This is a genomic window from Ruegeria sp. H8, from assembly GCF_056532905.1.
The window spans coordinates 18,496-36,327 of sequence record NZ_JBQFNY010000018.1 but is presented as its reverse complement, the minus strand read 5'-3'; the positions used below and the strand labels follow the sequence as shown (position 1 = coordinate 36,327).

16 protein-coding genes, 1 pseudogene and 1 riboswitch are annotated in these 17,832 nt (G+C 59.0%); of the genes and pseudogenes, 6 read left to right on the top strand and 11 right to left on the bottom strand.

Annotated elements, in window-relative coordinates:
* Window positions 1-192: 192 nt before the first annotated feature.
* The 4 genes from ACR0A2_RS22015 to ACR0A2_RS22000 are packed head-to-tail and all read right to left on the bottom strand — an operon-like array spanning window position 193 to window position 4,504.
* A complete protein-coding gene (locus ACR0A2_RS22015) occupies window positions 193-1,164 on the bottom strand; it encodes a 2-hydroxyacid dehydrogenase (RefSeq protein WP_480837343.1) in 972 nt (323 codons plus the stop codon).
* A complete protein-coding gene (gene sucD / locus ACR0A2_RS22010; protein WP_171230723.1) occupies window positions 1,164-2,051 on the bottom strand; it encodes a succinate--CoA ligase subunit alpha in 888 nt (295 codons plus the stop codon). The genes ACR0A2_RS22015 and sucD overlap by 1 nt, the downstream gene beginning before the upstream one ends.
* On the bottom strand, window positions 2,051-3,247 hold the full coding sequence (locus ACR0A2_RS22005) for a malate--CoA ligase subunit beta (protein ID WP_171230724.1): 1,197 nt from the start codon (window positions 3,245-3,247) through the stop codon (window positions 2,051-2,053). The genes sucD and ACR0A2_RS22005 overlap by 1 nt, the downstream gene beginning before the upstream one ends.
* 15 nt (window positions 3,248-3,262) lie before the next feature.
* Window positions 3,263-4,504: a pyridoxal-phosphate-dependent aminotransferase family protein gene (locus ACR0A2_RS22000; RefSeq protein WP_480837341.1), complete on the bottom strand. Its 1,242-nt coding sequence runs from the start codon at window positions 4,502-4,504 to the stop codon at window positions 3,263-3,265.
* A gap of 220 nt (window positions 4,505-4,724) precedes the next feature.
* Here ACR0A2_RS22000 and ACR0A2_RS21995 point away from each other — a divergent pair, with 220 nt between their 5' ends.
* The 5 genes from ACR0A2_RS21995 to ACR0A2_RS21975 all read left to right on the top strand — a co-directional run bounded on the left by ACR0A2_RS21995 (window position 4,725) and on the right by ACR0A2_RS21975 (window position 11,393).
* Entirely contained in the window at window positions 4,725-5,354 is a 630-nt protein-coding gene (locus tag ACR0A2_RS21995) for a response regulator transcription factor (RefSeq protein WP_224859546.1), read from the top strand.
* Window positions 5,355-5,376: 22 nt separating this feature from the next.
* Window positions 5,377-6,222 (top strand): Rossmann-like and DUF2520 domain-containing protein, encoded by an 846-nt coding sequence (locus tag ACR0A2_RS21990; protein ID WP_480837339.1) that lies wholly within the window; start codon window positions 5,377-5,379, stop codon window positions 6,220-6,222.
* Window positions 6,223-6,399: 177 nt separating this feature from the next.
* Window positions 6,400-10,113 carry a hypothetical protein gene (locus ACR0A2_RS21985; RefSeq protein WP_480837337.1) on the top strand — a complete coding sequence of 1,238 codons (3,714 nt, stop codon included), beginning with the start codon at window positions 6,400-6,402 and terminating at the stop codon, window positions 10,111-10,113.
* The gene (locus ACR0A2_RS21980) at window positions 10,106-11,104 is read left to right on the top strand and encodes a hypothetical protein (RefSeq protein WP_480837335.1); all 999 of its coding nucleotides are present in this window, start codon (window positions 10,106-10,108) and stop codon (window positions 11,102-11,104) included. The genes ACR0A2_RS21985 and ACR0A2_RS21980 overlap by 8 nt, the downstream gene beginning before the upstream one ends.
* Window positions 11,105-11,180: 76 nt before the next feature.
* Entirely contained in the window at window positions 11,181-11,393 is a 213-nt protein-coding gene (locus ACR0A2_RS21975) for a hypothetical protein (protein ID WP_152460419.1), read from the top strand.
* A gap of 104 nt (window positions 11,394-11,497) precedes the next feature.
* Here the strand turns inward: ACR0A2_RS21975 and ACR0A2_RS21970 are convergent, their stop codons facing one another.
* The 7 genes and pseudogenes from ACR0A2_RS21970 to ACR0A2_RS21940 form a co-directional block, all read right to left on the bottom strand.
* The gene (locus ACR0A2_RS21970) at window positions 11,498-11,710 is read right to left on the bottom strand and encodes an AAA family ATPase (RefSeq protein ID WP_480837346.1); all 213 of its coding nucleotides are present in this window, start codon (window positions 11,708-11,710) and stop codon (window positions 11,498-11,500) included.
* Window positions 11,708-12,079: pseudogene (locus tag ACR0A2_RS21965) on the bottom strand (energy-coupling factor ABC transporter ATP-binding protein); the annotation flags it as partial. The pseudogene ACR0A2_RS21965 and the gene ACR0A2_RS21970, both read right to left, overlap by 3 nt.
* 65 nt (window positions 12,080-12,144) lie before the next feature.
* Complete coding sequence (gene cbiQ, locus ACR0A2_RS21960; protein WP_480837333.1) at window positions 12,145-12,924, bottom strand: cobalt ECF transporter T component CbiQ; 780 nt, start codon at window positions 12,922-12,924, stop codon at window positions 12,145-12,147.
* On the bottom strand, window positions 12,924-13,499 hold the full coding sequence (locus tag ACR0A2_RS21955; RefSeq protein ID WP_480837331.1) for a cobalt ABC transporter permease: 576 nt from the start codon (window positions 13,497-13,499) through the stop codon (window positions 12,924-12,926). The genes cbiQ and ACR0A2_RS21955 overlap by 1 nt, the downstream gene beginning before the upstream one ends.
* On the bottom strand, window positions 13,496-14,107 hold the full coding sequence (gene cbiM / locus ACR0A2_RS21950; RefSeq protein WP_171642677.1) for a cobalt transporter CbiM: 612 nt from the start codon (window positions 14,105-14,107) through the stop codon (window positions 13,496-13,498). The genes ACR0A2_RS21955 and cbiM overlap by 4 nt, the downstream gene beginning before the upstream one ends.
* A 6-nt stretch (window positions 14,108-14,113) precedes the next feature.
* On the bottom strand, window positions 14,114-14,899 hold the full coding sequence (locus ACR0A2_RS21945; RefSeq protein ID WP_480837329.1) for a DUF4198 domain-containing protein: 786 nt from the start codon (window positions 14,897-14,899) through the stop codon (window positions 14,114-14,116).
* Between the two features lie 131 nt (window positions 14,900-15,030).
* Window positions 15,031-15,229, bottom strand: a riboswitch (cobalamin riboswitch).
* Between the two features lie 121 nt (window positions 15,230-15,350).
* Entirely contained in the window at window positions 15,351-16,475 is a 1,125-nt protein-coding gene (locus ACR0A2_RS21940; protein WP_480447712.1) for an ROK family transcriptional regulator, read from the bottom strand.
* Between the two features lie 251 nt (window positions 16,476-16,726).
* Between ACR0A2_RS21940 and ACR0A2_RS21935 the strand changes: the two genes are divergently transcribed.
* The gene (locus ACR0A2_RS21935; RefSeq protein WP_171230734.1) at window positions 16,727-17,746 is read left to right on the top strand and encodes a sugar ABC transporter substrate-binding protein; all 1,020 of its coding nucleotides are present in this window, start codon (window positions 16,727-16,729) and stop codon (window positions 17,744-17,746) included.
* The last annotated feature ends 86 nt before the right edge of the window (window positions 17,747-17,832 follow it).

Below are 17,832 nucleotides of genomic sequence, written 5' to 3'. Positions count from 1 at the left end.
CTCGATCTCGTCGCGCTGACGACCCAGTTCCGACGTGATCGAGCCAAAAAGCTCGGGATCACGATCAGAAAGGTACTGGGTGAAAAATCCGTCTGAACGGTGCGGGGCATTCACTGGTCATATCTCCTTATAGAGGAACGCAACGCAGCCACGGCTGCGTTGGACGCCATTGCGTGATGTTTGAAGGTGGCCTCAGATCACGCGGTCCCGAGGTTCGCGGCCTTCGAAGAAATCGCTCAGGTTGTCCAGAACCCGAAACCCCATCGCCTCGCGCGCTTCGCGGGTTGCGCTGCCCAGATGCGGCAGCATGACGAGGTTGTCGCATTGCAACAGATCTGGGCTGATACGCGGTTCACCATCGAATACATCCAATGCAGCGCCGCCGATCATGTCGAACATCAATGCCTGGTTCAGCGCCCATTCATCGATCACTTCGCCCCGTGCGGTGTTGATCAGAAATGCGTCAGGCTTCATCAGGCCAAGTCTGCGCGAATTGATCAGATGGCGGTTGGCTGCGCCGCCCGGACAGTGCAGTGAAACGAAGTCACATTGCGGCAGCAGGTCATCAATGGTGGCCACCTGTCTTGCGTTGCATTCGGCGAGAACATCGGGCGATACGGCGCTACGGTTGCAAACCAGCACGTCCATGCCGAACCCGTGATGCGCACGGCGGGCCATCTCCTGTCCGATGCGGCCATATCCGATGATGCCCAGTGTCTTGCCGCTGACCTTGGTTCCGACCAGATGCGTGGGCCGCCATCCTGTCCACTGACCTGCACGCAGCTCGCGTTCGCCCTCACCCGCCCGACGCGCCACCATCAACAGCAGCGTCATGGCGATATCGGCGGTGCATTCGGACAAAACGTCGGGCGTGTTGGTCACAGTCATACCCAACTCGCGGGCCGACGGCTCGCAGATATGGCTGTAGCCGACCCCGTAATTGGCAAGGATTTTCGTCTGCACACCCGGCACATCCAGTGCCTCGGCGCTCAGCGTGTCCGTTACGGTGGGCAGCACGGCGTCATAGGATTTCAACGCTTGCCGGATTTCAGCCGGGGACATGGGTTTGTCGCCGGTGTTCAATACGGTGTTGTAGTTCTCGGCCAGCTGCGCCTCGACGGCAGCAGGCCAGCGACGGGTAACCAGAACCGAAGGTTTGACCATCACGCAGCCTCCATCACGCGGGCGATCGTCTCACCGATCACTGCAGGGTTTTCGGCCACGGTGACACCTGCGGCGGACAGGATCTCGACCTTTTCGCTGGCGCTTTCGCCGAAGGCCGAGATGATCGCCCCCGCGTGCCCCATGGTGCGGCCTTTCGGAGCGGTCAGACCGGCGACATAGGCGATCACGGGTTTGGAGATGTGGTCGCGGATATATTCGGCGGCTTCCGCTTCCTGCGGGCCTCCGATTTCGCCGATCATGGCGATGACATGCGTGTCTTCGTCGTCTTCAAACCGTTGAAGGATGTCCTTGAAGGACGATCCGTTGATCGGGTCGCCCCCGATTCCGACACTGGTCGAAACGCCGATTCCGCGCTCTTTCAACTGGGCCGCCGCCTCATATCCCAATGTCCCCGAACGGCCAATGATCCCTACATGTCCGGGAAGATAGATATGCCCCGGCATGATGCCCAACAACGCCTTTCCGGGCGAGATGGTTCCGGCGCAGTTCGGACCGGTCAGAACCATGCGTTTCTCTTTCGGATAGCGGTACATGTACCTTTTTACCCGGATCATGTCCTGTGCCGGAATGCCGTCGGTGATGCAAACGCAATAGCGGATGCCCGCATCGGCGGCCTCCATGATGGAATCCGCCGCAAACGGGGGCGGCACGAAGACCAGGCTGGCATCGGCGCCGGTGGCTTCGACGGCCTGTTTGACGGTGTCAAAAACCGGAACGCCTTCGACGGTTTCGCCCCCCTTGCCGGGCACGACGCCACCCACCACGTTCGTGCCATAGTTCAACATGTCCTTGGTGTGGAACCGCGCCATGCGCCCAGTGATGCCCTGCACGATGACACGCGTGTCACGATCGAGAAGAATGCTCATTACACAACCCTCATTTTGGTGCCCTGAGTAAGGTCGTTTTTCCACGCGCCCACAGCGCGTTCTGCCGCCTCCATCAGCGTCGTGGCGCGAATGATCGGCAGTCCGGATTTGGCAAGGATCTTCTGGCCTTCTTCGACATTCGTGCCGGCCAGCCGCACAACGACGGGAATATCGAGGTCAAGTTCCTTCAACGCCTGAACGACACCTTCAGCCACCCAGTCGCAGCGGTTGATACCGGCGAAGATGTTGACCAGAATGGCCTGAACATTGTCATCCGACAGGACCAGCCGGAACGCCTTGGCCACCCGTTCAGGCGACGCGCCACCGCCGATGTCGAGGAAATTTGCAGGCTCGCCGCCTGCCAGCTTGATCGTGTCCATGGTGGCCATCGCCAGACCGGCCCCGTTGACGATGCAACCGATGTTGCCGTCAAGCCCGACATAAGACAGCCCGCGATCCGCAGCGCGGCTTTCGCGCGGGTCTTCCTGGCTCTTGTCGCGCAGTTCGGCAATCTGCGGGTGGCGGAACAGGGCGTTGTCGTCAAAGCTCATCTTGGCATCCAGCGCCAGCACCCGGTCATCACCGGTGATGACCAGCGGATTGATTTCAACCATCGTGGCGTCAAGATTGCTGAAGGCGGCATAACAGCCCTGCAACGTCCGCACCATTTGCTGGATCAGTTTGGCTTCAACCCCAAGATTGAAGGCGATTTCACGGGCCTGAAACTCCTGAAGCCCGACGGCCGGTTCCACGATGGACCTGACAATGCTGTCGGGGCGGTCGGCCGAGATATCTTCGATCTCCATCCCGCCTTCAGACGAGGCGACGATCATCACCCGCTGGCTGGAGCGATCCAGAACAAAGCCAAGGTAGATTTCCCGGTCAATCGGCACTGCTGCTTCGACGTAGACACGATAGATGCCTTTGCCTTCAGGACCTGTCTGATGCGTCACCAGTTTGCGACCGAACAGATCATCACAAGCCTTGTAGATTTCGTTTTCGCTGTTGCAGAGCTTGACCCCTCCGGCCTTGCCGCGCCCGCCTGCATGGACCTGCGCCTTGACAATCCATTTGTCGCCCCCCAGTTCGCGCGCCCGGTAGGCCGCCTGTTCGGGACTGTAGGCAAGCGCGCCTGCGGGCACGTCGACGCCGAATTTCGAAAGGACTTCTTTCGCCTGGTATTCGTGGATATCCATCTGATGCGCTCCTGTTTAAGCAGCTATTGAAGTGCCGTAACGGCTTTCCAGCAGAGCTTCGATCGCGTCTTGATCGACCTCTCCGCCCAGCTCACGAATGGCTTCGGCGAACAGGCGCACGATCCGACTGACGGCTTCGCGATTCAATTGATTGAGGATGCCGATGCGCACCTGCACCGGTTCGCTCAAGGTGGGCCAGATGCCAAACCCGCGGGCGCGGCAGTTCTGCACCAGTTCCATCTCGCGGCCAGAAAGCGCGGAAGGCAGGTTGAGCACGATCAGGCTGGGCATGTCCGAGGTGACCTCGCACCCCATCTCGGTCACCGCGTCCCGAAGAACCTTTTCATGCGTCCGGTAAGACATCGACCGCTTGGCCAGACCTTCCTGCAAGGTCAGGCGCAATGACTCGTGGAATGCCGCAACCGCATATCCGGAATGGGTACGGTGATAGGTGCCCTTTTCCACGTCCTGCCCATCGACGATGCCCCAGTGGCGTGCCTCGAAGATCGGATTGTGCACGTAGGTATAGGCACCTGTGGATTTCAGAGCCTCGATATAGGCATCGGCAAAGCTGACAGGGGCATAGGTCAGCGGCAGGCAGCACAGGCCTTTCTGCGGACAGGATGCCCAGCCTGCCACACCCGGATAGTCATCGATCGCAAAGTCTTCGACACCCAGTGACGAGACCGCATCGATCAGCCCCATGGCGCCATGACGTTCACACGCCTCCGAGAAACCGCGTAGATCGTTCACCCTGCCCGATCCGGTTTCCCAATGCGCCATGAAGGCCCATTTCGGCTTGTGCTCGGCCAGAGTCGCTTCAACCAGTTCAGCCGTAACCGGCTGGCCATGAGGAACCTCGACCACCGTGACACTCGCCGCCTGTGGGTCAAGCGGGCTGACCGCGTGCTCGGCGGGCGTTGCCGCCTTGATCCGCAGCGTCAACGCGTCGATCCCCGAAAATGTGCCGTTGGTGAAGGCCACAACCTTGTCACCGGGCATGACGGCCGAGAACATGGTGTCCAGAGCGCTCCAGCCGGTACCCGCGACAGCGAAGGTGTAAGCGTTCCGTGTGCCCCAGATTTTCCGCAGCATGTGCTTGCATTCGATCATGCCCCTGAGGACATCGCCTTGCATGTGATCGGCGACACCTGCGCCGGCGAAGGCTTTCAGGACACGCACATCCGTGTTCCCCGGCCCCGGCCCTGCGGCAAGGGTCTCGGGAATTTCGAGCGGAGGGAAAATCTGAAAGGTCATGGTCTGACATCCTCGGCGGTTGGCCGGGCATTGCGGCCTGATGGTTCAAGATACCGATCAGAAAACGCGAGCTTGCCGGATGGCGCAACGTAACTTACTACTGCTTTTGGATGGCTAATAGTGTGGGTAATTACCTACCCGTTTTGGCAAAAGTACGACGGTATACCGAAATCTATCCCACCCTTTTGGGTAGTTTTTTGTAAAATATGGGTAAAATCATATGGTTGAGACATCGGACAAACCCATCGACATCATGCTTGCGGACAGCAACCCGCTGGTGCTTTCGGCCATGTCGGAAATTTTCGAACGTGATCCCCGATTCTCTCTGGTCGCCACGTCGGCAACGGCGGAAGGGTTTCTGGGAACGGTGATGCGGATACCTGTACAGGTCGGCGTCGTGGACTGGACGCTTCCGGCCCTGGGTGCCGCCAAACTGATCGAGGTGCTGCGCGATCAGGCCGATGCACCGCGCTTTGTCATCTATGGCGATGCCTCTGGGGATGTCCCGCGATTGGCGATGCAGGCGGGTGCCGCTGGATTTGCTGCCCGCTCGGGCGAGGTCGAAGGCCTTCTTGAGACCTGCGCCGAAGTGGCAGCAGGCAAGATGGTGTTTCCGTTCATCGACGTCCGGAAGATGAAACAGGATCCGATTCAAAGCCTGTCGCGCAAGGAACGCGCCATTTTGGAGGCCCTGGCACAGGGGATGTCGAACCGGGAACTGTCCAAGGAACTTCAGATATCCACCAACACGGTCAAGTTTCACCTGTCCAATATCTATGAGAAGCTGAACGTAAAAAACAGAACTCAAGCCATAGCGTTTTTCTATTCGTCCCACCGTGGGGCGGACTAGACGACAAGAACAGAGAGCCCAGATGACAGAAATCAAAATTAACGTTGTCGGTGCCGGGCGGGTCGGCAAAACGCTGATCAGCCTTCTGGATGACACTGATGGCAGCCGGATCCAGGATATTCTGAGTACATCCTTTCAGTCGGCAAATGAAGCCGCCCAGTTGTCCAAAACCGGGCGCGTTGCAGCAAGCTATGCCGATTTGCGGCCAGCTGATCTGTGGATCCTCTCGGTGCCCGACACGCAAATTTCTGCGGTGGCCCACGAATTGAAAGAGGCGTTCGAAAACCAAGAAAAAACCGGGAAGCCCTCAGTGGCGTTCCATTGCAGCGGCTATTTTTCTGCCGAGCAACTGGCGCCGTTGCGAAGCCTCTCATGGTCTCTGGCCAGTGTTCATCCCGTCCTGTCTTTCGTCGATCCACAGGCCGCTGCCGCGCAATTCAAAGAGGCGCTGTGCGGGTTGGAAGGCGACGAAGACGCCATAGCGTTCATTCAGCCGCTTCTGGAGGGATTGGGAGCCACCTGTTTTCCCATCCGGTCTGAAAGCAAAAGCCTGTATCATGCAGCCGCTGTGATATCGAACAACTTCGCCGTTGTCTTGCAGGCCATCGCCCGCGAAGCGTGGGCCGAGGCGGGCGTGCCGGACGAAACTGCCCGCAAGCTCAACGCTGGTTTGTTAAGCAGCACAGTCGAAAACGTCGACCTACTTGGCCCGCAATCTGCCCTGACCGGTCCGGCGGCAAGAGGGGACGCAGAGGTCGTTGCTCAGCAGGGCGCGGATGTAGCGGCGTGGCACGGCGATGCAGGTGAAATTTACAAGCAAATGAGCCTGCTGGCACAGAAGCTGAAGGCAACCGGTTTCACGAAGTAATCGCCAGATCCATTGCTGAAAGGCATTTTGGATCCTGCGTTCGAAACGCGTCGCGGAAAAGGCGGGCCCGGGCGTTTCTTTTGCGAATCCCTGAAACATGTTACGTTGGGTCAACTTTCGAGATTTGAATTTTCCCGGCACTCAGTTTCTTGCAGCGCTTTCCTACGAGGTGACTTCATGTCCGACTCCAGCAGTGAGTCCCCGCGCATTACGCTGTCCCTTCCGACCTCTCGGCCCAATCCCACGATCTCGGCGGAACTCTCGGGATCGGCCGGTTTTACGGCTGACAGCCTTGACGATCTCAGGCGCGTCGAAGCCGAGAAGCTCAAGGCGCTGCGCCGTGGTGTTGGCATTGACCTGTCTGCCGAGGTGATCAACGATCTGGTCGATCAGCGCGTTCAGGCCACTGGTGCAGTCTTTCGTCAGCTTGAAACCATACGCAAGGATCTGGCCGACGGGTTTCTGGGCGCTGTCGTCCCAACCCTTGCCCCGAAACTGCGCGGTGAACTGATCAATCCCGACGGCACCCCTGCCGAGCGGGTAATCGTTGAAGCGCTGCGCCCAACCTTTACCGCCAGTGAAGGCATCGACAACGTGGATTTTTCCTGGGCTGTAAAAGCCGCCGTAACGGATGCGCGGGGCCTGTTTTCGCTGGATCTGCCCAATCTGCGCCTGCCGCAAAATGGCCTCAGATTGCGGATCCGGGGGCAGAACACCACTCTGACCGAGGCAGTGCCGCGCATTGATGCATTGGATGGCGAATTGGGCCTCGTGGTGCTGGATCGCACCGTCCTCCCCTTGCAGCGCTCGATCCTGGGTGAGCTGGCCGATATTCTGCCGGTGGATCCCGAGGATGCGGAAGAAAACATATCCGATTTCACCGGCACGCAGGCCCCAATCGTTCTGGGTGAAGGTGATTGCGCTTCGGAATACCGAACCGAAGGAGGCACGGTTTCGCGGCGGCGTTATTCGGTTCTTTATCGGCTGATCGACCCACTTGTCGGGCCGAAAAACATCGTTCGCACCCGCCCCGTTGGCGGCAATCGCTTTGTCACGACAATTCCGGGCGGCACCTTTGCGCAGGCCAATCTTTCTGCCGAAACACTGTTGAGCGCATTCAACAATGACGGCGGAGACTGGGATTTCCGCGATCGGATACCGATTGACGAGCCCATTGATATCGAAGATTTTTTCGAAGATCTGGAACAGCGCCCGCAGGATGTGCCAAAAGCTTCCAGCCTGGCGCTTGGCTATATCGCCAAGATGCGTTCAACCGCCGTTCACGCCGGAATGTCATTGGGGCGTCTGGTCTATTCCCTGCCGCTTGCCCCGGGCGAGGAACAGCGGATCGTCGTGTCAGAACAGCGCGAAACCCTGACCGTGCGCGAACGCGAAAGCCTGACCTTCGAAGAACAACAGGAATTCGAAGAGGCGCGCGATACCTCTTTCGACAGTACATTCGAAACCGCATTGGACGAAGTGATCCGGGGAACATCCTCTTTCTCGACCAAGGCGTTCACAAAAAGCTTCGGGGGCGCCGGCGGCATTGGTGGCGGTTTGTTCGGCGGCATCGGGGCCATAGTGGGCGGGGTCGGTTTCAGCGGCGCCCGTTCCAGCTCCAACTCGTCAGGCAGTTCGTCCAACACGCAGAACACGTCCCGCGATTTTCTGTCAGACACGCACGAGACATTCTCGGCCGCGCTGGAACGGGCCGCTTCGGTCAAGCGAAGTTCAGCCCGAACCAGCGTTCGCACAGCCACCGCAAGTGATCGGCGAACGGCGACGACGAAATTCGTGGCCAACCACAACCACTGTCATGCAATGACGATGCAATGGTTCGAAGTTCTGCGCGACTTTTCCCTGGAAACGCGGATCGAAGGCGTGCAATTGGTCGTCTTCGTTCCCATGCAGCTCATCCGCTTTCGCCGTTTGGGGCAAGGCGATCAGCTGCCGGGCAATGTCAGCCGGTCCGGATTGCTGAGCCGGTACAAGGTGATCCTGCGCCACGCAGACGTGTTCCGCCGCGTATTCCGAAACCGTCGCAGATTCCGCACCGCCCTCAAACTGTTGGAAGAGTTTTACGCGGACAAGGACGCGACACCGCAGAATGCTCCGGGTGTCGCGCAGGACATCGTCAGCTTCGAAGCTCAGGGCACTTTCATGCCCAATGATGACATATCCGCGGTGATCTTCACGCAGGATGGCGATCGCGTTGGGCCAGTGCCCCTGACCGGATCGCCGATCGACATCGACAACCTGCATGACTTGCCTGCCGAGACACGCGAAAACCTGCTGGTTCGGCTGGCTGACGCGCGCCGTGATCCAACCAACCGGCGGACTTATACCGGATCCGTGGCGTTGCCCCGCTCGGTCGAACGTTCCGACATCGCCCGCGTCGAGTTGCGCAGGCGGACGGGCTCTTTTGCCTATTCATTCTATACCGGCCCGGACCCGATCAACATCTTCAACATTTGGGAACATATCTCGAACCTGGAAGATGCGGATGATCTGGATCGCGCCACGCGCAACATCAACCGGAGCCTTCACACGACGATTTCAGGCTCGGATTTCGACGATCTGGTCGGCGCGCCGATGATCAGCGAGTTCGAAGCGCGCATGAATGAAGACGCGCAGACCATCGTTGACGACAATACATTCCAGGCTTTGCCTGCGACCCTGCCCTATTCCGTACAGGAAGTGCCGGATGTGCTGTCGCGTCGTGATCTGCGGCGGATCGAAGAAATGTATCAGCATATCGTTGCCGACACCGTTCGTTATTCCCGCGTGATCTGGGCCAGTATGACGGATGAGGAACGGGCCATCCTTCTGGAACGCTTCACCATCGGCGTGCCCGATGGCGGGTTGGATGACGCCTCAAGCGAGATATCGCTGCTCAGCACGGTCCAGAACAAGGTGTTGGGCTTCTACGGCAATGCGATGATCATGCCCTTCTCGATCCCGCCCGATCTGGCCGACCGAATGGAGATGCGGACCGGCGACATTCAGGACAGCCTGCTGGCCTTCCATCGCGAAGACTTCCGACCACCGCGCCGAACGATCTCGCTGCCGACCAGGGGCCTCTTGGGCGAGGCTGTTCTGGGCCGCTGCAATTCCTGCGAGATGATCGACCATCGCCGCTTCTGGAACTGGCAGGACAGCCCGACGCCACCCCCGGTTGGCGACACGCCGGTCCTGCCCGCGGACAGCGATGCGATCTTTGGCACCCGTGCGCCATCAGACCTGCCGGCCAATCAACCTTCGAACACGCTCACCATCGCCGGTGGCGACATTGGCACGGGCCAGGCCGTGCCCACTTCGCAACTGGCCGAGATCCTCAAAGCCGCGCCTGATCTTGCACGGGCGGGAACCGATTTGACGGGGCTGAAAGAGTTGCAGGCGCAACTGGCCCTTGAAACGCAATCGGTCGCCGCCGGTCGGGACAAGGCCATAGACACGGCGACGGATCTGACCAAAGAGCTTGTCGGCAAGGCCACTGAGCTTGCGGGCAAGGGGCAAGAGATCGCTGCGGCCCGCAAAGAGGAAGAAGCCAAAAAGCAGGCCGCCGAGAAGAAAAAGACAGCTGCCGACAATGCCGCAAAGCTCAAGGGGTTTGAGGATATCGCCAAGAACGCTTCGGGAGTTTCTGCGCTGATTGGCGGGCAACCGGATGGCAACCGGGCCGGTTTCGTTCAAAACCTGTTCAAGGATTTCCCCGGTGGCGCTGCGGCTCTGGCCAATCCTTCCAACACGTTGCTTCTGGCCAAGCTTTTCGGGGCCTTTACCAAAGCCAATACGGATGCGGATGACGGCAGCGCAACCAAGGCCGGCAGCCAATCCGTTCTGGATTTCCTCAATGGCCTGAGCGCCCCTGCGGAGGACGACGATGAGTGACACCAGCACAAATGCAACCCCCGAACCGGGCATTGATGAAAGCCTTGCCGAGGCCATCATCAATATTCTTGAAACCACCAATTCTCCGGCGATACAGCGCGCCCGAGAGGTTATAGCACACAGGCTGGCCATCGCTGGCGACATTGCCCCATCCCGCATCCCTGCCCCGCGCAATATCACCGAGATCGGCGGCTATATAAATCTGCTCAGCGAGTATGGAGAGGCCGAACAGCGCGCGCGCATGATTGCGGCTGCTCTGGGCATAGCAGGGCCGCAGATTTCGCTGCCACAGCCCGGTGCCGTTCCACCGTTGTCCTTTGTCACACGTGACGGCGCCCGACCTGCGGGGCCGCAACAACCCAGCTTCCCGTTGACCTATACGATCCGCAGCGACTTTGTTCCGGCCTTTGACAATGCGGTGCAGGAAATCACGATCCGCGGTGGCGCGGTTCCGATTTTGACACCTGTCAGGATCCTGCCTGCTGCGGGGTCTGCACCCGCAACAGACGGCTCTGCGCAGCTGGCTCTGATCGGCCGGACACTCAGCCTGGCGCCAACAGCGGCTTTGCACGCCGTGGCGACAGACCCTTTGTCGCTCAGCCGTCCGACGGCTGGTGGCGGGTTCGAGGTTATGGTTCGGGTCATCGACGCCGCCGCTCCGATCGCCGGAACCATCGCGGCGGCAGACTGGACAAGTTGGGAATGCGATACCTCTGCCTGTACCGAGGTCGACAGCAATGATGCGCGCTTTGCGCTCACACCACTGCTGAACGCCGCCGGGTGGCACCAGCCCGCTGATCCCGGCAATCCGACCAGTCTGTCAAATCCCGGAACCTGGGCGGAATGGCGCAACATCACCGGGCTTGTGCCGGGCGTCACGCGGTTTGCGGATGAGCTGCAACTGCTTTATTCCGCTGAAATGCTCATTACCTCGCCGGTCTTCAATCAACTGGACAATGTCTGGACAGGAAGCGAGTTCGCTGCGCCATAGCACGGCTGCCTGAAACGCACGAAAGTGGTTTGGCAATGCGCCCTTCATGAGGTTCAATGCATTCAGGAGGTCAGCCATGCAAAACCCCGAGCGTTTCGAGAAATTCTATTTCGCCAAAGTCGGCATGGGCGAAGCCTGTGGCTGTGCCGAGCGGATAATCGACGTGTTCGAATTCAACCGCAAAGGCGGTGCGCAATCCAGGCAACCTGTGAAACAGGACAGGCGCAGACGCGGGTCCTTTCGGGCATGGGCGGTCAAATATGGGCTGATGAGCCGCAGACGCACATAGCCAAGGCCTGACGACGCGCAAGGTTCGCTTTCCGTTTCATGGCGTGGCTCAGGCGGTATGATTGCATTTCTGAAACCACCATGTCCGGTTGCCACGAGAACAGGTCAGACCGGCACAAGCTTTCCGTCGCGAAGATCCAGTTCATCGGGCGCCAGTTCCAAGCGGAACGCCGGCGAATGACTGACAAGCAAAATCGCCTGTGGCAACGCGCGCAGGATCTCCAGCAGGCGCGCTTCGTTTTTCTTATCCAACGCATTCGTCGGTTCGTCCAGCAACAGCACTTCGGGTTCCATCGCCAGAACCGTCGCCAGGGTCACTAGCCGTTTTTCACCGCCTGACAATTTATGGGTAATGCGGTTCTTCAGGTGCATCAGGTCCAGATCGCCCAGAACTTTGTCGACGATGGCAAGTGCTTCGTCGCGGGTCTTGCCCAGATTGAGCGGACCAAAAGCAACGTCTTCGGCGACGGTCGGGCAGAACAGCTGATCGTCCGCATCCTGAAATACAAGCCCCACCCGGCGGCGGACCTCATGGAAATCAGCCTCTTCCACGCGTTGCTGACCAAAAACGGTGACGGTGCCTGAACACGGGCGCTGCAACCCAAGCAAAATCCGCAGGAGCGTCGATTTCCCCGCTCCGTTCGGGCCTGTCAGGGACAGGCGCTGCCCCGCGCTCAGGCTCAGGCTTGCCCCGTCCAGAACGGGTGGCTGGCCAGGGTAGGAAAAACAGATGTCTTCAAGCGCGATCAGTGTCATGCGAATTCCAGAATGATCAGACCCAGGCAGAGGCCGCTGAAGCCGCCCGCGAACACAATGTCCGCGCGGGTCAGGGAAAATTCCTGAAGCAACGGCATACGTCCGGAAAACCCCCGGCACTTCATCGCGGCCAGGATGCGTTCCGATCTTTCGATCGCGCGCACAAGCATCATACCCACAAGGTAGCCAAAGCTGCGATATGTGTGCCAGTTTGTTGCTGGCCGAAAACCACGCACCTTCATCGCGGCGCGCAGCCGCAGGTATTCTTCGCGCAAGACCTCGATATACCGGATCGTGAACATCAGCAGGTAAACCAGCTTTTCCGGGCACCGCAGACGATGCAGGGCGTGGCCCAATGTGACCGGCTCCATCGTCCCGACCAAAACCATCAGGGACAGGATCACGGCATTGGCGGTCAAGGCAATCTCGACCGCTTTCCAAAAACCCTGCCAGCTTGCGGGGAATCCCCAAAGCGTGAACATCGGATCCCCGGGCATTGAAAAGGGCAACAGGACCAGCATGAACAGGATGAACCCATCCATCATGGCCATTCGCTTCAACGTCTTTCGCCGCGGCAGACGTGAAACTATCAGAAGCGAAAGCGACACTGTCAGCGCCGCGCAAAGCGCGCCGAGGGATGACAGCGCCACGGTCACGACTGCAAAAACAACTGCCATGACGATCCGCATCCGGGGATCCAGCAGGCTGATCAGACCTTCTGGCCCGTCACCGGCTTCGGACAGCGTTTTTTCCTTGTGCCCCAGAACGTGTGCCATCAGGAGGCCAGCTTGCGGCGGGCCGCCATGTAAAAGCCCAGACCGAACAGACCAACGATGTACCCGATCCCGCCAAGGATGGTTTGCAGGTCATTCTGTTCGCGATAGGCCGCAATCTCGCGCCTGAGCGGGCGCAATTCGTCACGTACGGCTTTGGCGATAACCTGCTGTTCTTCGGCGCTGAGAGACGCCACCGAACCGCTGGCCTGCGTCACAGCAGCCGAAGATGAATCACCGTTCTCTGCCACGGCAACGCCCATGATCCGCGCGACATCTTCGGCAGACATCGTGACTTCGGCCACATGCCCGGCGCCAAGGTCGGCAAAGAAGGTGTGCGCCACGGCCGAGGTCGGCGTGTAGACAAAGAAACCGTCCGCATCCGTTACCGATCGACCCAGCTCGGCCCCATCCGGGCCGGTGACAATGACCTCGGTGCCGCTTGCCATGTCGCCGTTGGAAAAGCCGATTTCGCCCTCGATGACGTCTCCCGACTCGAAAACGCCGGCTATGACCTTGTGCGCCAGGGCAGGCACAGGTGAACAGCACATGGCCAGTATGACAACCAGATGCTTCATGTGGCTGCTCCTCTGAAAAACAGCTCGGGCTTGACCTTGCGTGCCAACAACACGGCGAACCCGGTCAAAATCGCCTCGATGGCCATGACAGGAATATGGGCGAAGAAAACAAGCTTGGCGGCAGGCAGAAATTCATCCCCCGACAGCGCCAGCGAAAACGCGACCATGCCGGTTGTCGCCGCAATCGCAAACGCGCCGCCGATGCCCCCCCAAATCGCACCTTGCAAAGGCGTTCCACGCGCGATCAGACGACCGAACAACATTCCGGCCACCACCGCGGGAAAGGCGATATTGACGGTGTTGATCCCCAACACCGTCAACCCGCCAAAGCCGAAAAAGACCGCCTGTAGCAAAAGCCCGACGAACAAAGCCGGGAATGCGGCCCAACCAAGCAGCAGCCCGGCCATGCCGTTGAGGATCAGATGGACCGACGACGGACCAATGGGCACGTGGATCAACGATGCCACGAAGAAACTGGCTGACAGCACGCCCGCAGTGGGGATGCGATCAAGATCCAGAGACCTGAGACCCATGGCGATCCCGCCCGCGGCGGCTATGGCGCCGCCAATTACAACCGGGTTGGAAAGGGCTCCGTCGACGATGTGCATTTGGGGTTACTCCAGATCCCAGGCGCGGATCCAGATGACCGCATCCTGGCTGAGTTCTTTGCCCTCATGTTCGGTTGCCGGACCGGAACCAAGGGCGGCGAAACCCCAGTAACCGGCTTTTGGAACGCCGAACGAAAAATACCCGTTGTCGTCAGATATTGCGACCACCGCACCACCCGGCATTGGTGACGCCTTCGGTGCAGAAGCGGCCGAACTTTCCATGTCGGGTTCGGCTGCCATGTATTCGATCTCGATCTCGGCCCCCGCAACCGGCTGACCATCAGCCAGCACACGGCCCGTGAAAGTCGAACCCGCGATGATGTTGGTCGGCTTGTTCAGCGGGATAATCTCGGTCGGCAGACCCACGGGATTCATCCAATCGGTCGGCAATTCGTTGCGGTTCAGGAAGGCTTTGGTGAGCTGTTGGATATAGATGTCTTCGGATTCCTCGTAATAAGGCTGAGGAACCGTCACCAGCACATAGTCGCCCGACCGTTTGACCGGGACACTGCCTTTGAACGCCGCGCCCTCGTTCTGCCCGCCGGTGAACCGGATAGGTTCCAGCGTGTCCAGTAAATCGGTCTTTTCACCGTTGTGGATCACATAGAATTCCTGCGGCTTTTCAAGATCCATGACATGGCCATTCTCGAACGGATGCCAGAAAATCAGTTTGACCGGTACATCGCCCGGTTTCTCGATCATGGTGTCGGTGGTGTATTCCAAAAGGAAATGCGCATTTACTATGGCAGGAAGAGCCATCGCGGCAGCGGCTGCGCTGAGCAGCGTTTTCATGAACAGTCGTCCTTGTCCCGTCGCGCAAATCCCGGCGCGAAATTCGTTTTGACCACGGGACATTCAACGCCAAATTACCCTTTCAGGCATCCTGGTCCGACGCACATCCCGTCGTCGATTAGGAGTGCCCGTTAGAGGGCACATGTCCGGCAGGTATCCTGACTTGCGGGTCAAAGCGTTGGACCGGCCTTCCCGGGCAAACCCCAGTGGCGTTTCAGCCCTGCTCGTCGCTTACAGTTGCGGGTGCAGTTGCGGATTTGGGCCAGAGCCCGCACCGCATTCCCTATTGATTCCAGAGCAAGCCCCGGAACCGGACATGCCGAGCGGCTTGCCAGACAACTCAGCCTTCCGTCAACGAAAATGTGTTACGGCCATCGAAAATAATGAGCTCGGCAGTTTGCGAGAGTGAACCAGTTTGTGAAACGTCCAAGGCGGCAGGGTTCGTTCCTGTCTAAGCTTCTGAAAGATACCTCTCCGACAAGGGCAGGCTTGCCGCGCCCAAAGAGCGTGCTTCCGGGCCTACGGTTCCTGCCAGCACAACGGGGCGCTCGAGCCCGGTCATGTTCAGCTCGGACAGTTTGTCTTCCACCATTTCAACCAAACGCGCCTTGATGTCCTGCGGCATCCAGCCGTCAATCTTCACGCATTCGAAATCTATCAGGCTACAGGATGAGACAATCGCATGGGCAATCCCGCTTGCCGTCCGTTTCAACCAGTTTTCCAGTTGAACGTTTGGCACATCCCAACGCTGGGTCGTTTCCCAGATGGAATGCGACGTGACACCTGCCGTGGTGATTGCACGCTCGAGCACGTAAAGGCTGGCCACATCGATGAGCGGTCTGACACCGCCCGCGCCATCGGGCACAGGCAAGGGGCCGATTGCCCCCGCGTTTCCACGCCCCGAAAAGATCGCGCCATTGAGGACCACACCGCCGCCAATGAAAAACCCGATATAGAAGTACAGGAAATCCCTTGGCCCATCAGCCGGACCGAATACCAATTCCGCCCCACAAGCCGCAGTGGCGTCATTTTGCAGGAATACCGGAATATCGAGGCGACGCGCCAGGTCAGCCTTCAGGTCTGATACGCGCCACGGGTCCATTTCTTCCTGAGGAACCTGAAGGGTCTGGGCCCAGTCCCACAGATAGAACGGCATGGCAATTCCAAGACCCGCAATCCTGCCTTTGGCCTCGGGCGACATGGATGACATCATTTTGCCCAGACTCTCAGTGGAAAACTCCAAAGTGGCCTTCGGCGTTGGATAGTCATAGGTTCGCCGCTCGCGCTGCCGCACATTTCCGACAAAGTCAGTCAAAACCAGCTCGGTACTGCGGCGCCCGACCTTGAGCCCAAAGAAAAACGCACCATCCGGGTTGAGGCGCATGGGAACGGAAGGTTGCCCGACTTTCCCGCGGACCGGCTCGCCGCGCAACAGCAAACCATCCTTCTCCAACAGCCGCATGATGACGGAAACGGTTTGTGCCGACAGTCCGGTCATGCGCGCGATCTCGGACTTCGCAAGGGCCTGATGACGCCGGACAAGCGACAACACCAGCCGTTCGTTCCGGGCCCGCATCCCGCTTTGGTTGGTTCCGCGCACCTCTGACCCGTGCAGGCCAATCGAATTTTTCCGAGATGAATTTTCAGGCACGACCACCCCTTTCCTGCTGAAGAATGAGAAAGCCCGCCCGCACTGTCAATAATAAATAAGAGTGATTTATTTATTGACTCAAATTTCGAATCTTGTGATTGTTTCTTATGGGATCAGGGATTTTGCCTGATCGCCCTCGTGCCCGTTCGGCACAGGAAAACCTGGGAGGATAATCGATGAAACTTGCAAGACTTGCGGGTGCTGCTGCGCTCGGGGTTACTGCCATGGCTGGCAGTGCAATGGCGGAAGGCGAAACCGTTTGTCTGATTACCAAGACGGACACCAACCCGTTCTTTGTCAAAATGAAGGAAGGTGCGACAGCGAAAGCGGAAGAGCTGGGAATGACGCTCAAAGCCTTTGCGGGCAAAGTTGACGGTGACCATGAAACGCAGGTGCAAGCCATTGAGACCTGCATTCTGGACGGCGCCAAAGGCATTCTGCTGACGGCCTCGGACACATCATCCATCGTTCCGGCCGTGAAGCAGGCGCGGGATGCAGGGGTTCTGGTTATCGCTCTGGATACGCCGCTGGAACCCATTGACTCGGCTGACGCAACGTTTGCCACGGACAATTTCCTTGCCGGGCTGCTGATTGGACAATGGGCCAAAGCCACGCTGGGCGACGCAGCCAACGACGCGAAAATTGCGACATTGGACCTTGCCGTCAGCCAGCCGACAGTGGACGTGCTGCGCAATCAGGGCTTCCTGCAAGGCTTTGGTGTCGATCTGGCGGACCCGAACGTAATCGGTGATGAAGATGACCCCCGTCTTGTCGGAAGTGATGTCACTGCCGGCAACGAAGAAGGTGGTCGCCGCGCGATGGAAAACCTTCTGGCCAAGGATCCGACGATCAACGTTGTTCACACCATCAACGAGCCTGCCGCGGCAGGCGCCTACGAGGCGCTGAAAGCCATCGGGCGCGAAAATGACGTGCTCATCGTTTCCGTGGACGGAGGCTGCCCGGGTGTCCAAAACGTTGCCGATGGTGTTATCGGCGCGACGTCGCAGCAATACCCGCTGTTGATGGCATCGCTGGGTGTTGAAGCCGTCAAGAAATGGGCGGACGAAGGCGTGAAGCCTGAAAACACGCCTGGCAAGGATTTCTTTGACACCGGCGTAGCGCTTGTAACGGACAAGCCTGCCGAAGGCGTCGAGTCGATCTCGGTCAAAGAAGGCATGGACCTCTGCTGGGGTTAACCTGACCACCCGGAGGGCCGCAGAGGGCGGCCTTCCGCATTTCAAACCACCCATTCGCCCGAAAACTTGCTAAAGTCGTCAGTAAC